Here is a 14,408-nt window from a genome sequence, read left to right as displayed (position 1 = left end):
TTCAGCCCGTTGTATGTTTCGTTGCCCGCTGCGGTGCTCGACCCGGTTTCGCCGGCCAACCCTTTCCGGCGGCTGCTGAAAGTATTGGGCTACGCTGGAGCGCGCCTGGTGGGCAATGTTTTTCAGCCAATTCGAAATCCCGAAAACCTGCACGGGGGCCTCTGGCTGTACGTGGTGAGCCAGAACAACTACGACGCGCTGGCCTTCCTGAAAAGCCAGCGGCCCGATGCCGTACTTGTGGCGGGCCAACACAAGCAAATCGGACGCTATAACCTGCATGTCAATCGGCTTTCATTACGCCGCAAGCTGCTCTACTATTGGCAGTTTCCAATCGTGTTGGCGGGTTTGATGCACAGTGAAGGCCGGCCGGCATGGCGGTTTTTTGATTTGATATTCAACGCCATTGGGTATTATGAAGTCTACTGCCGAGCCCTACGCCATTACCGGCCGCGGGCGGTGGTGTTTGCCAACGACCACAACGACGACGCTCGCGCATTGCTACTGGCCTGCCAAGCCGAAGGCGTGCCAACGGCTTACATCCAGCATGCCAGCGTCAGTACTATTTTTCCCCCACTAGCCTTCAATTTAAACCTTCTCGAAGGCCAAGATGCCCTTGACAAATACCGGCAATGCGGGCCGATACCAGGCCGCGTGCAACTCGTGGGCATGCCCAAAGCCGATGTATTTCTGGCACAGCGCAACACCCAGCCGCACGTGCAATGCGTAGCCATTGCCGCCAACTTGCTCGACCCCACCGATGGCCTGACTGCCGCCATCAGTTACCTGTGCGAAATCTTCCCTGAACTGACGTTTACCCTGCGCCCGCACCCCGGCGACCAACGCGACTTTGCGGCCTTACGCCAGCAATTCCCGCAACTACAGTTTTCAAGCGCCCGGCAGGAAAGCGTATTCGAGTTTCTGCTCCGTCACGACGCGCTGGTGGCCGCCGATACCTCTACCCATCTGGAGGCCACACTCCTGAATCTAGTCGGTATATATTACCGCTTCGGCACCCACGCCGCTGCCGATGACTATTACGGTTATGTGGCCCACGGCCTAGTTGACCGAGCAACGTCACTGAATGAGCTCGGCAATGTATTACGGGGTTATCAGCTTGCAAAACCGTTGTATCATTACCAGCGGGCCGCTTATTACTGCGCTACCCTTGGCACACCCTACGAAGGCAAGAGCCAGGCCCTTGTTGCTCACGCCGTAGGCGCCTGGTTGGCTTCACAATAAGTTGACGTTCTTTGAAGAAGATCTTTCCCCACATGCATGACTAAAATGTTTACTTCATCACTTGCCAACATCTTAACCTGGGTTTCAAGAGGTATTTTACTGCTCGCCGCAATAGCCGGCAGTCTTTCCAATGCCGATGCTCAAACATTACCGGGCTCGGGTAAGGCACTTACTTTTAGTGGTTTTGGCAATTACATAAATGCAGGAGCCGGCAACCGAAATATCACGCAGCAAGTCACTGTGGAGGCATGGATCAAAACGTCGACCAGCAATTATCAATTTGTGCTCGGCAAATACTCCGACGGTTCAGGACAAGATAAGGGCTACCACCTTGTTACCAATGGGGGCAGGGCCGGTTTCCATGGGCGCGCCGGCGTAGGGCAATATTTTACCTCTGGCTTGTCCGTCACGCGAGTAGATGATGGCCGCTGGCACCACTTGGCGGGCGTATGCACGGGAAGCACATGGCAAGTGTACGTTGATGGAATCCTAGAAGGCAGCACCACTTACAACTACACCAACGGCAATTTGGCTTCTTCTGTGCCTATGGCTATTGGCATGTATTACCTTGCCAACGACCAATTCTTTAACGGGCAAATGGATGAAGTAAGGGTGTGGAACTCTGCCAGAACAGAGGCACATATCAGAACTGATATGTGCCGCCGATTCGCCACGATTCCAGGCAACCTGGTCGCCTATTACCGTTTCGATCAGTCTAGTGGCCAGGTAGCCAACGATGAAGGCAGTGTACCCGCCAACGGAAGCTTGGTAGGTTTCTCCGGAAACCCTTGGGTCACCTCCGGCGCGGCCATCGGCGACGCCAGCGTGGCAGGTTACCCCAGCGCAGGTATCAATGTTGCCCGCATGTGGTTATTTGCAGCCAACCGTGACTCAGCCGTGGTAACCAATGTCAATGCCCAAAACAAAGGAATTCACCTCTACGCCGTAAACAGCACGCCGCAGGTTTCACCGGGCACTGGCACAGCGCCTAGTTACTTTGGCGTGTTCAGCGTGCCCGCAACGTCGAGCTATACGGTGCGCCTAAGTCCAGAATCGGGCACGGTCCCGGCCAGCGGCCTCTACACCCGTACGGCCAACGACGCACTGGCTTGGAATACCACCTCACCAACCGTCACGGCTAGTACTTTAGTGCTTGACAACCAAACGTACCGGAACGAATACATTATGACCGGCCGCACGTTGGCTACGGCTTCGGCCCAGTTGAGTGCCCAGGTAAGCGTGTACCCCAACCCGGCCCACCGCACCGTGTGGGTGCAGCTGCCCGCTTCGGCCAGCCAGCAAAGCGTAGTGACTATCTACAATACTCTAGGTCAGCAGTTGCTCACCCAAAAGCTCATCGACTCCCGCGCCGCTCAACAGCTCCCGTTACCGGCTTTGGCCAAGGGCGTATACACCGTGCGCATCGCGCTGGCCGAAGGCACGGTAACCAAGCGACTGGTTATAGAATAGATAACCGCAGCGGAAATGCCCCACGAGCGGGCCGCGGCGTCCAAGGAGTGTAATACTCCGCGGCGCCGCGGCCCGCTTCATTTTTGCGGCTCTGGCAACATCGACGAATTACCCACCTGAATTGCGCCAAGCGTGTACCTTCGTTCCATGTCGTTGCCTTCGATGCCTGTAGCTGCCGTCACGTCAGTTTCTGCTGAAACCCGGCTGACTTACGTGCTGCAGCATTTCTGGCTGGCATACGGACCTGTGTCCGAGCTGCGCATCGGACACCTCGGCAGTGCGGCCGATATAGAAATGGCCGATGGCACGGGCGGCTTTTTTGAGGCTGCATCTCCCTACCCCGGCCCGCCGACTTACCGTGACTGGAGAGGCGCTAAGCTGCCTTTTTTCTTTGACCCCACGCCGGAGGCCGAACTGCTGCAGTTACTGCCCGGTCGGGCCATCATCGGGCCCGACCTCATTTCCGCCGCGTTTTACCTGCTCAGTGGCTGGCAGGAGTATTTTTCCGTGGAGCGCGACCGACATGGCCGCTTTCCTTATGCGGCCAGCGTGCAGCAGCGCTACGGGTTCGTGACCGTGCCCGTGGTCAATTATTACTTCGATATCCTGCGCGCGGCCGTCGAGCACGTAACGGGCCAGCCGCTACGCCCGCGCCGCTGGGCGTCCGGGTCGCCGTTTGCCGTCTTCGTTACCCACGACATCGACGAGCTGCGCAGCGGCTGGAAAGCCCCGGCCAAAGCAGCGTTGAAAAGCGGCCGCATCGACCGGTTTCTGGCCCTGGCCACTCGCCGCTTTTTGCACCGCGACGCCTGGGACAACCTCGAATTGGTGAGGCAGGCGGCGGCGAAATACGGAGCAGTCAGTACGTTTTTTTTGCTGCCTAACCACCGCCCCGGTCCCGGCGGAACGCCCAATGCGGATTACAATATTCGACGAGAATGGCCCAAACTAGCGCGGGCAATCGGCTCTGCGGAAGTAGGGTTGCACGCCAGTCTGGGTACGGCTCGACACGGCGGTCAATTAAAAGAAGAAGAGCACCGGCTGCAGAGTTTGCGTAAGGGCCAGAAGGCCTACGGCATCCGATTTCATTACCTCCAATGGGAGCCTCGCATTACGCCCACTATCCTCGACTCGTTGGGGTACGACTACGATTCGACTCTGGGCTTCGCTGAGCATTTTGGCTTCCGCCACAGCTACTGTCTGCCGTTCTACCCCTTCAATTTCGACCAAAACCGCTCCAGCCGTTTCCTCGAAATTCCACTCAACGTGATGGACGCCACGCTCCACCACCCTCTCTACCTTCAGCTCGGCCCCGACGACATTCTGCCCGCGCTCCAACCCATGCTCCGCGAAATCGAGCGGTTCGGGGGCGTGTGCACCCTACTCTGGCACAACGACCACTTCGACCCGGCCAACACCGTGACCGGCCCGGTGCAGTTCCACGGCATCATGGAGTACCTTCGCAGCCGCGGCGCGGCCTTCGTAACGGGCCACGCTATTGTCGCTGCCATGAAGCAGCCCGCACCGAACACGGGCAACTGACCACAGACAACTGATTTTGGGTATCGTTCAGCGGCAGGGGCTGCGCAACACCATTATTTCCTACTTCGGGCTGGGCCTGGGCTTCGTAAACACCGTGCTGGTGCTGCCCAAGCTGCTGGAGCCGGCTCAAATTGGCCTCACCAGCGTGCTGGTGGCGTTGGCAACCGTGTTTGCCCAGGTGTCGGCTTTCGGGTTTGCCAACATGGGGGTGCGCGTCTTCCCGTATTTCCGGCAGCGCGAAGCCGGGCACCATGGCTTTCTGCCTTTTCTGCTGGGCGTGCCGCTGCTGGGTTTTGCGCTGGTGGCACTGGTTTACTTGGTAGGGAAGCCGCTGGTGCTGGGCTTCTACAAGCCCGACGATGCCCAACTGCTGAGCGAGTATTACGTGTGGGGGCTGGTGCTGGCGCTGTTCACGCTGCTGCTCAACTTGCAGGATGCCTACCTGAAAGGCTTGTTTCACACCGCGTTTTCGTCGTTCACGCAGGAAATTGTACTCCGGCTGCTCATCACGGGCGGGGCCGTGTTGTTCGGCAGCGGCTACCTCAGTTTCCAAGGCTACGTGCTCTGGTACGTGGGCGTCAACAGCGGCATTGCGCTGCTGCTCACGGTGTACACGGCCGCTATTGGCGAGTTGCACCTGCGGCCTACGCGGGCGGCCTTACAGGTGCGGCCCTTGGGCGAAATGCTCAGCTTCGCGGGCTTTGCATTGCTGGGTAACGTGTCGGGCGTTATCATTCAGCAAATTGACGCCATTATGGTGGGGGCTAAGGTCAATTTCGACGGGGCCGGCATCTACGGCACGGCGTTTTACATCAGCACGGCGCTGGTGCTGCCCTTTCGGGCCCTCTACAAGGTGGCGTTTCCGCTGCTGGCGCAGTACTGGAAAGACCAGGATTTGCCGCGCATGGCCGATTTCTACCAGCGCACCACCCGCCTCAATACCGCCCTGGGCTGCTATCTGGCCCTGGGCATCGGCCTGAATCTCGACTTTATCTACGCCCAGATGAAGCCCGCCTACGCCGCCGGCGCCACGGCCGTGCTCATCCTGCTCGCCGGCCGCTTGTTCGACGGCATCACGGGCGTCAACGGGCTGATTGTGGTAACCTCCCCGCGCTACCGCTACGACCTGCTCTTCAACGTGTCGCTGGCCGTGGCCACCATTTTGATGAACCTGTTTTTCATCCCGCGCCTGGGCCTGACGGGGGCAGCCGTAGCAGCCGCTACGGCCCTGTTCGTAATCAACGTGGCCCGCACCTGGTTTGTGTGGCGCAGCTTCGGCCTGCAGCCCTTCGACCGGCGCGTGCCGCTGCTGCTGGGCATTGCGGCAGTGGCCGGGCTGGCGGCTTGGTTGGTACCGGCGGTTGAGTCAGTGTTGGTGACTATGCTGCTCCGCTCCGCGCTTCTGACGGTCCTCTACGGCCTGCTCATTCTGCTCACCGGCGCCTTGCCCGAAGCCACGGCCCTCTGGCAGCAAGCCACCAAGCGCCTGCGCCGGTAATGCCAGCACCAGGGGTTGCATAGCGTGTTTTTTACTGAGAGTCGAGCCCGATTTGCGCGGTTTTTTGCCCAAATCTCCAATGCCTCGCCCCAACCACTAAACGCTCGGGCGCAGTCTTTCAAAGCTCGGTTCCATCTATTCCTAGCCCAGGGGCAAATAACAACCGGGCTCCGATTGATCGGAGCCCGGTTGTTATTTGCCATGCTTTATTCAGCTGGCCGACGAAAACCGCCCGCAGCTGGCAACAACTACCCCACCCGGCTGCCCACGGCCTCCACCGTATCGTCGACCACCACGCCCTGCCGCAGCTTGCTGTGCTTTTTGCCGTAGCTGAAGTAGATAACCAGCCCAATGGCCAGCCACACAAACAGGCGCAGCCACGTGTCGCCGGGCAGCGAGAACATCATTACCAGGCACGTGACGATACCCAGAATGGGTACCACCGGCACCCACGGCGTGCGGAAAGAGCGTGGGGCGTTCGGCTCCCGCTTGCGCATGATGAGCACACCCACGCACACCATCACAAAGGCCAGCAGCGTACCAATGCTGCACATTTCGCCCACCACCCGGATGGGCACCAGCCCGGCAAACAAGCTGATAAACACGCCCAGCAGCAGGTTTGAGCGGTGGGGCGTTTGAAAGCGCGGGTGAATCTGCGAGAATACCCGCGGCAGCAGCCCGTCGCGGCTCATGGAGAAAAATACCCGGCTCTGGCCCAGCAAATCGACCAGAATAACCGAGGTGTAGCCGATGAGAATGGCCAGAATGACGGCCGAGCTCAGCCAGCCGTAGGGCGTTTTTTCGATGGCAATGGCCACCGGCGCCGCGCTGTTCTTGAACTCGGTGTAGTGCGCCAGCCCGGTCATCACGTGCCCGAAGGCAATGAAGAGCACCGTGCACACCAGCAACGAACCGATGATGCCGATGGGCATGTTGCGCTGTGGATTTTTGGCCTCCTGGGCCATGGTGGCCACGATATCGAAGCCAATGAAGACGAAAAACACCACGCCCGCCCCGCGCAGAATGCCGCTCCAGCCAAACTCGCCGAAGTGCCCCGTGTTGGCCGGGATGTAGGGCTGGTAGTTGGCTGGGTCGATGTATTTCCACCCCAAAGCAATGAACACCAGCACCACCGACACTTTCAGGGCTACCACCGTGGCGTTGAACCACGCCGAGCCCTGCGTGCCCCGAATAATAATGGCCGTAATAGCCAGCACCACCAGAATAGCCGGCAAATTGATGAGCCCGTGCACCGTGCTGCCGTCGGCCAGTTGGCTCGTTTCCCACGGCGACATCACCAGCTGCGGCGGCAGGTGCAGCCCGTACTTGCCCAGAAATTTCACCAGGTACTGCGACCAGCTGATGGCCACCGTAGCCGCCCCCACCGAGTATTCCAGCACCAAGTCCCAGCCGATAATCCAGGCAAACAGCTCCCCCATCGTGGCATACGAGTAGGTGTAGGCCGAGCCGGCCACCGGCACCATCGAGGCAAACTCGGCGTAGCACAGGGCCGAAAACGCGCAGCCGATGGCCGCCACCACAAACGAGAGCGTAACGGCCGGCCCGGTGTGGTTGGCCGCCGCAATGCCGGTGAGCGAGAACAGCCCCGCCCCAATGATGACGCCCACGCCGATGGCAATGAGGTTGATGGGCCCCAAGCTCCGCTTAAGCGTGTGCGTGCCTGTCTCCGCGGCTTCCAGCCGCAGCAGTTCCAATGATTTTTTAAGCATATAACAAAGGGTGGCGCGCCGCCCAATGGCCACGCACCGCAAGTGAAGCTCACCCGACCGGCCGCACGCGCAGCGGCAAAAACCGCCGCCCAAGCCCGTGCAGCACAGGATGTGCACGCCGGGCTGGCGGTGAGCAGAAAAGAAAACGAAGGGAATGGCTAACCGAAACCAAGCCACACGCGGCCCGCTCGGCGCTGGCTTTTAGCAGCCGCGCTTACTCAGCAACAACAGCAGCGCCCGCCCATAGAGCAGCCCGCCGGCGCCAGGCCAGCAGACGAACAAAACGCCGCCCGCAGGCGGTAGAGAGCAGCACACGAGGGAGAGAAAGCGCCCACAGCAACTTGTTTTTATATGGTCTGGACTTGGCACCGTTCCGGATGTTCCGGGGGGTTGCCGGCGCTTCACGGAGCCAGTCTCTCCACGCCTCTGTATAAAAACAATCCTTCAGCAGGTAAAGAATTGACGGGGCAAAGGTAGCCCCTGCCTCGCCGCATCTGCAAGCCGGGTCCTGGGTTTGGCTCATGTGGCCGGCCGCTGCTGAGTGTCGGGGCGTAAAAAAAGGCCGAACCGGGCAAGTGCCCAGTCCGGCCGTTCGAAGCTCTTGTACCGGCCAAAATGCCGGTACAAGGGCCTTAGTAGTTGTAAGAAACGCCCAACGACACACCGGTCGATTTGCCCAGGTTGCGGCCCGAAATGTACTGGCTGCCGCCCAGCACCACGCCAAACCCTTGGGCTATCGGCTTGAATACGCTGGCCCCAATGCGGGTGTAGTTGACGCGGGTAGCGGTGAAATTGCCGTCGAAGCCCGTCAGCAGAATGTCGGTGCCGCTGCTGGCCGACTGCTGGAACGAGGCCCACCCTTCGGCGTAGAGCTTGAGGCCGGCGTAGCCCACTTTGGCATCGGCAATGAAGGCGTTGGGCACGAGCCCGGTACGCACGCTATAGCCGGCTTGCCCCGTCAGAAACACGCCGGAGGGCGTTTTCAGGTGCGCAATGCCTAAGGTATTGAGCTTGGTAGCGCGGTTGCCGATGGCAATGATGTATTCCAGGCCGGTGTTCGACTGGTAGTTGCTGGCCGGCGTGCTGGCCCCCACCACGCCCAGCAGATCGAGCACGCTGCTGCCCACTTCCACGGTCGCCGTTTTGAACTTGAACAGCACCGACAAGTCCTGCAAACCCTGGCGCACGTTGGTGTAGCCCAAATCCTGCAGAACTTTGTCGGTGGCCTTGCCTTCGGAGCGAATGTAGGGCAGGCTTACCACCGCTTCTACCTTGTTGCTGATGCCATAGTTGGCATACACGCTCACCGACGACACCCGAATTTCGTTGAAAATGGGCACGTCCTTCACTTTTTCGGGTACCAGATAGACGTTGCGGTATTTCTCGGCCGTACCCGTAAACGACACCGAGCCGTGGCCTTTGCCCACCATAAAGCCGCTGACCAGGCTCTGGGCCTGCGAGTAGGAACCGATGAGCAGCAGGGCTGCCAGAAAAGAAAAACGTTTGAAGTAGGTGTGTTGCATACCACGCAGAACGAAAAGAACAAGAGCGAAACCGGCCGGAACTACGCAAGCGCATTTCCACCGCACCGGAGTGGACCGCTGCGCGGGCACCTACGGCGGGAACTGGCCCCTTGGATTCCCACATTGAAAAAAATTCCCAAATCGGTAAATCCACTCGCGCTACGGGCTCCGTTTGTACTCCGGCTTCGCCGGCGACAACCGGCGCCGACCCTGTTCTTTTTGCCCGCTACTGCCCATGCCACACGTTTTACGCCATTGTTTCCTCGGTTTGGTTGCCAGCTGCCTCCTGCTGACCAGCTGCGACAAAAAATCCGAAGCCGACCCTTCCATTGCCGGTATTGCCGTTGCCAACCCCGATTTCAGCACCCTTGAAAACGCGGCCGTGCGCGGAGGCGTGGTGGAGGTGCTAACCAACAAAAACCCCGACGACCCGGCCGGCAACTTCACCGTCTTCGCGCCGAACAACGCGGCCTTTTCGCGCCTGGGCCTGAACACGGCCGACGACCTGAACAGCCTGCAGAAAGATTTCCTGACCAGCACGCTGCTCTACCACGTGGCCAACGGCACCCTGGCCGCGCCCAACCTGCTGCCCAACAGCACGTCGGCTTCGGCATTTAAGGGCGTCACACGGCGCATCATCAACCGCGGCGGCTACCTCTACGTCAATGGGTCCCGCATTTTGCTCACCGATGTGAAGGCCTCCAACGGCACCATCCATATCATCGACAAGGTGCTGCTGGCTACCAATGCCGACATCGTGCAGTCGGCCGTGGCCTTGGCATCGGCCCAGGTGTTTGTGCAGCCCGAGCTGACGTATCTGGTGGAGGCCGTGCTCTATTGCGACCTGGCCCCGGCGCTGACGGCCACGCCCGGCAGTGCCCCGCTCACAGTGTATGCCCCCACCGACCAGGCGTTCAAAAACCTGCTGGCCCAGCTGTTGGGGCGCCCCTCTACCTCGCCGGCCGACATTCGCCTGCTGCCCAAAGCTACCGTTACGGCGGTACTGCTGAATCACGTGGTAGCCGGCGGCAAGTTCACCTCCGAGTTGCCGGAAGGCGGCACCAATACTTCTCTGGGCGGTGGCACCCTCACATTCGGCGCTTTCACCAACGGCACGCTCCCCGTACGCAGCACCGGCAACGGCACCGCTACGGCCAACATGGTCATTCCCGACGTGCAATGCACCAACGGCGTAGTCCACGTCATCGACAAAGTATTGCTGCCGTAACTAGCTGATTACCCGCGTTCTTCTTTACCTTGTCAGCCCCAACAGCCCAGTTGGGGCGGCATTGGCTCTTCTGGGCTGTTCTGCTCCTTTATACCTGCCTTTTCACACCTTCCTGCTCCCGGCACTCGCGCTGTTCCATACGGGGCGGGCACCGGCTCCACTCCGCTCACCTTTATGAACTACACGTTTACCGGCCTCCTGCGGGGCTGGCTTTGGCTTTTTACGACCCTGGTACCGCTGCTGGCCCTGGCCCAGCCCACCGCGCCGGTTTCGGCTGCCAAAGCCACCCTCGAAGGTCAATGGAAAGGTGGCCTGACCATGCCCGGTGGCAGCCTGCCGCTGACCATCACCGTTACCGAATTGGCCAACGGCACCCGCTTTGCCGTGCTCGACGTGCCCGCCCAGCGCATCAACCGCGCCCTGATGACGGTCGATTTGAAAGCCGACACCATTGAGTTCGATACCCGCGAGCTGGGCTGCAGCTACATCTGCACCCGCACGCCCGACGGCAAACAACTGGTGGGCCAATGGAAACAGCAAGGCTACCAGACGCCGCTCACGCTCACCTTCGAAGCCTTGCCCGCCGCGCCGCCCAAGAGCTTTAAGTTTCCCCCGCCCTACCGCGTCGAAGAAGTCAGCTTTACCAACTCGCGCGACAACACCAAGCTCAGCGGCACGCTCACCATTCCTGCCGGCAAGGGTCCTTTTCCCGCCGCCGTACTGCTCTCCGACATGGGCCCGCAGGACCGCGACGCCACCCGCGGCGACTACAAGCTCTTCGGTTCCCTGGCCGACTACCTCACCCGCCACGGCGTGGCCGTGCTGCGCCTCGACGACCGTGGCGTGGGCCAGTCGGCTGGCACTTTCACGGCCGTAACCACGGCCGAACTGGTGTACGACGCGCAGGTAGCCCTCAACTTCATGCGCACCCGGCCGCTCATTGATTTTGCCCGACTCGGGTTGATTGGGCACGGCGAGGGCGGCAACGTGGCTTTGCTGACTGCGGCCCAACCGCTACCGCCGGCTTTCGTCATCACGCTGGCGGCCTCCGGTTCGGTGGGGCGCGAGTTGATGCAGCAGCGCCCCGGCGGCTTTCTGCCCGCCGGCGAAGCCGACACGGCGCAAGACCGGCAAGACCGCATTCAGTTTCTGGCGCAGCAGGCGGCCGCCCAGAAAACCGAGGAGCTGCGGGCCAAAGGTGCCAACGCGGCCCAAATCGACACCTATCTGGCCCAGCAGCAAATGCGCCAGCGCGCCGCCGACCGCAAACGCCAGGAAGCCGTAGTGAAACACCAACGCGCCCTGCTGGAAGTGGTGCGGCAAACACCCGACAACGCGCAGGCCCAAGCCATTCTCACGAATATGATCGGGCAGTTCAACCCCGGATTGCCGGCCGGTGGGGCCCAGACCCGCGCCGCCCAAATGACCTCGCGCTGGTACCGCTACTACCTCGATTTCAACCCGCTTGCCGAGCTTGGCAAGGTAAATTGCGCGGTGCTGCTGCTCCACGGCACCACCGATGCGCAAGTGAACATCGGCAACTTGGCCCAGCTGGAAAAAGGGCTGCGCTCCAACAACCGCGTGGAGTCGCGCCGCTTTGAGGGCGTCAACCACCAGTTTCAAGCACCCATGGCCGAGTGGCCCGTCATCAGCGGAGAAGTGCGGGCCATCATGTCGCCGCGCGTGCAACAGTCCCTGCTGGCTTGGATCCGCAGCGAATTCAGCGAATAAAGCCTGAGAAACGCCCTGCTTACCGTGCTACCGCCTGCCTCAGCTGCCTGCCAGCTGGCGCAGGCGGTAGCAGTTCATGGCCGTGTCGCCGAGCTGCTCGATGAGCTTGTAGTTGGCCACCGCCCCCACGGCCGCACCGATGACGGGCACCAGTTGGGCCATTTTGGCCAAGTCGATGTAGTCACGGTACTCCTGCTGGAAGGTGCGCCAGTCGAACTGGTGCACGTCGGTGGGCAGGGTGTGGCGGTAGGTTTCCCAGTCAGCCACGCGGCGGTAGACCTCGTTGCGGGTGTGCTGGCTGCTGAAGGCCAGCTGGAAGATGTGCAGCAGAAACAGCCGCTCGGTGTAGTCCTTCACGTCGTAGCCGTAAAGGGCCGCAATATCGAAGAGCAGCTTGAGCTTGAGGCCGAGCAGCAGCGGAAAATCGGTGAGGCCAACGAGGAAGCCGGCCGCGCCGGTAGCGGCGCCTTCCACGGTGGCCGTGGCGCGGTAGTACCGAATGCGGGTGCGCACGGCCGCTTCGCGCTCGGCTAGCGGCAGGTTCAGCCGGGGCCGGCCGGTGGTGTAGGTCGAGCCGAACAGCACCCCGCGCACCATTTGCTTGATGGCGGCGGTAATGGCTAGGTGCACCTTCTCCGGTAGCAAGGCATTGAAGCGCGTTTGCAGGTGGCGGGTAAAGCGGTTCAGCGTCGAGGGCGGCCGCTGCATCTTCTGCTGCCAGGCGCTCAGTTCGGCTTGGGCTTGAGGGTCGAGGAGATGCATGGACAGGAAATCGCCGCTTTCAGGATCAAGTTCGGCCAAACAGGTTTATGTAGATCATAAGCAGAACAAACAAGCTGACAATAATCAAGAAGCCATATTGGGTCTGCTCGTGAAATTTTGCGGGACCAAACAGTTTGGCATTAATAGCCAGCCGCACCAATTTCTGCTTAAATTTATCATAATCATTTATGTAAATAGAACGAAGAACCACCTCCTTTTCGCCTACCCGTATTATTAGCTTCTCTCCTCTGTACCACACAGCATTGCGCAATAGACCAGTTTGATTTCGCTCCATTTGCTCAGTTGTAGCCTGCAAGCGCGTAATGGCTTCGTACGAAATCATATGCACAACCATAAGCCCACGCCTGATAACCAAATATCCGTCTTCCAGCGCTACCTGACGAAAAAATAACAGTTCGCTAAACGACCACAATCCGGCCAATGCAAATACTCCAAATAATAGTATCAGAAACCCCTTCTCACCTAAATTATTTAAGAAAAGTATTCCCCTTACCTGATCTGAGAATAACCAAAGAAAATTCGCACAGAATAGAAATACCAAAGCTATCAGCAGTGTATATAGCGTCTTAACTCTGCTCTTGAAGTGTATCATATAATTAATCCGGCTTCATGTTATAGATCCGCTCAATCATCTCCACCACCTTCATCCCCTCCAAGGCATTGGTGGTAGCAAAGCCGCGTTTCTGCACCGTATCCACCACATTTTCTATCACCTGCACGTGGTTGGCGGCCGAGCCCTGGTACGGCCCGTAGTCGTTGGCGGGGTTAGTGGGCGCCAGTTCGGGCAGCTGGTAGCCTTCGACGTGGCAGTACTCTACCTTGTCCATGTACTGGCCGGCAATGCGCAGGCTGCCGCGCTCGGCCACCACGGTGAGGGAGCTTTCCAGGTTCCGGTCCCACACGCTGGTGCTGTACTGCAGCGTGCCCGCGCCGCCGCGCACTAGGTCGAAGCTCACCAGGCCGGAGTCCTCAAAATCGGTGAGGGTGGCGTGGTTGAAATCGAAGAAGCGGGCCCGGATGTTCTCGATGTCGCCAAACACCCAGTAGAGCAAATCGACGAAGTGGCTGAACTGCGTGAACAAGGTGCCGCCATCCTGGTCGCGGCGGCCCTTCCAAGAAGGGCCGCCCCGGTAGTAACGCGCGTCGCGGTTCCAGAAGCAATTGATCTGCACCAAGTAAGTCTGCCCCAGGCGGCCGGAATCGACCAGCTCCTTAAGCCACTGCGACGGCGGCGAGTAGCGGTTCTGCATCACCCCAAACACCAGCCGGCCGGTTTGCAGCGCCACGTGAATGATGTCCTCAGCGTCGCGCTTGCGCAGGGCAATGGGCTTTTCGACCACCACGTGCAGCCCGGCGCGCAGCCCCAAAATGGCCTGCGGGGCGTGCAGGTAGTTGGGCGTGGCCACCGTCAGCACGTCGGCCGCGGCGGGGCTATCGGGTGAAACGGCCGTGAGGTATTCCTCTAGCGAGGCGAAAAAAGGCACGCCAGGAAATTCGGCGGCCAGCTCGGGCTGCAGCTCGGCGCGCACATCGATGAGCGCCGCGAGGCCGGCACCGGCGTGACGCGCCACAAGGGCTGCGTGGCGGCGGCCGATGTGGCCTACGCCACAAATGGCAAAACGGACGGCGGGGGAAGAGTTACTCACAAAGGGCGAATGTAGCGC

At 60.1% G+C, this 14,408-nt stretch carries 11 protein-coding genes and 1 riboswitch; of the genes, 6 read left to right on the top strand and 5 right to left on the bottom strand.

Annotated elements, in window-relative coordinates:
- The first annotated feature begins 174 nt into the window (after positions 1 to 174).
- The 4 genes from F0P96_RS02225 to F0P96_RS02210 all read left to right on the top strand — a co-directional run bounded on the left by F0P96_RS02225 (position 175) and on the right by F0P96_RS02210 (position 5,749).
- Positions 175 to 1,239 carry a glycosyltransferase family protein gene (locus F0P96_RS02225; RefSeq protein ID WP_235917350.1) on the top strand — a complete coding sequence of 355 codons (1,065 nt, stop codon included), beginning with the start codon at positions 175 to 177 and terminating at the stop codon, positions 1,237 to 1,239.
- A gap of 36 nt (positions 1,240 to 1,275) precedes the next feature.
- Positions 1,276 to 2,709, top strand: coding sequence for a T9SS type A sorting domain-containing protein (locus F0P96_RS02220; RefSeq protein WP_151077107.1), 1,434 nt, complete (start codon positions 1,276 to 1,278; stop codon positions 2,707 to 2,709).
- A 147-nt stretch (positions 2,710 to 2,856) separates the two neighbouring features.
- Positions 2,857 to 4,251 (top strand): DUF7033 domain-containing protein, encoded by a 1,395-nt coding sequence (locus F0P96_RS02215; RefSeq protein ID WP_151077106.1) that lies wholly within the window; start codon positions 2,857 to 2,859, stop codon positions 4,249 to 4,251.
- 16 nt (positions 4,252 to 4,267) lie between these two features.
- A complete protein-coding gene (locus tag F0P96_RS02210; RefSeq protein WP_151077105.1) occupies positions 4,268 to 5,749 on the top strand; it encodes a lipopolysaccharide biosynthesis protein in 1,482 nt (493 codons plus the stop codon).
- Positions 5,750 to 5,997: 248 nt separating this feature from the next.
- On the opposite strand, the gene F0P96_RS02205 is transcribed toward F0P96_RS02210, so the two are convergent.
- The gene (locus F0P96_RS02205) at positions 5,998 to 7,479 is read right to left on the bottom strand and encodes an amino acid permease (protein ID WP_151077104.1); all 1,482 of its coding nucleotides are present in this window, start codon (positions 7,477 to 7,479) and stop codon (positions 5,998 to 6,000) included.
- A gap of 344 nt (positions 7,480 to 7,823) precedes the next feature.
- A riboswitch (SAM riboswitch) is annotated at positions 7,824 to 7,916 on the bottom strand.
- 195 nt (positions 7,917 to 8,111) lie between these two features.
- Entirely contained in the window at positions 8,112 to 9,002 is an 891-nt protein-coding gene (locus F0P96_RS02200) for a hypothetical protein (RefSeq protein ID WP_151077103.1), read from the bottom strand.
- Positions 9,003 to 9,237: 235 nt separating this feature from the next.
- Here F0P96_RS02200 and F0P96_RS02195 point away from each other — a divergent pair, with 235 nt between their 5' ends.
- Positions 9,238 to 10,230 (top strand): fasciclin domain-containing protein, encoded by a 993-nt coding sequence (locus tag F0P96_RS02195; RefSeq protein ID WP_151077102.1) that lies wholly within the window; start codon positions 9,238 to 9,240, stop codon positions 10,228 to 10,230.
- Between the two features lie 174 nt (positions 10,231 to 10,404).
- Positions 10,405 to 11,961, top strand: a complete 1,557-nt coding sequence (locus F0P96_RS02190) for an alpha/beta hydrolase family protein (RefSeq protein WP_151077101.1) — start codon at positions 10,405 to 10,407, stop codon at positions 11,959 to 11,961.
- Positions 11,962 to 12,000: 39 nt separating this feature from the next.
- Here F0P96_RS02190 and F0P96_RS02185 read toward each other — a convergent pair whose 3' ends face one another.
- Genes F0P96_RS02185 through F0P96_RS02175 form a run of 3 tightly spaced genes read right to left on the bottom strand, consistent with a single transcriptional unit; the run spans position 12,001 to position 14,390 of the window.
- Positions 12,001 to 12,723 (bottom strand): EcsC family protein, encoded by a 723-nt coding sequence (locus F0P96_RS02185; protein WP_151077100.1) that lies wholly within the window; start codon positions 12,721 to 12,723, stop codon positions 12,001 to 12,003.
- Positions 12,724 to 12,748: 25 nt separating this feature from the next.
- Positions 12,749 to 13,336, bottom strand: a complete 588-nt coding sequence (locus tag F0P96_RS02180; protein ID WP_151077099.1) for a hypothetical protein — start codon at positions 13,334 to 13,336, stop codon at positions 12,749 to 12,751.
- 4 nt (positions 13,337 to 13,340) lie between these two features.
- Positions 13,341 to 14,390 (bottom strand): Gfo/Idh/MocA family protein, encoded by a 1,050-nt coding sequence (locus F0P96_RS02175; protein ID WP_151077098.1) that lies wholly within the window; start codon positions 14,388 to 14,390, stop codon positions 13,341 to 13,343.
- Between the last annotated feature and the right edge of the window lie 18 nt (positions 14,391 to 14,408).

The sequence above is a fragment of the Hymenobacter busanensis genome (assembly GCF_008727865.1).
GTDB classification, from domain to species: Bacteria; Bacteroidota; Bacteroidia; order Cytophagales; family Hymenobacteraceae; genus Solirubrum; species Solirubrum busanense.
The sequence above is the reverse complement of the archived record's forward strand: the minus strand, read 5'-3'. Positions and strand labels throughout refer to the sequence as shown.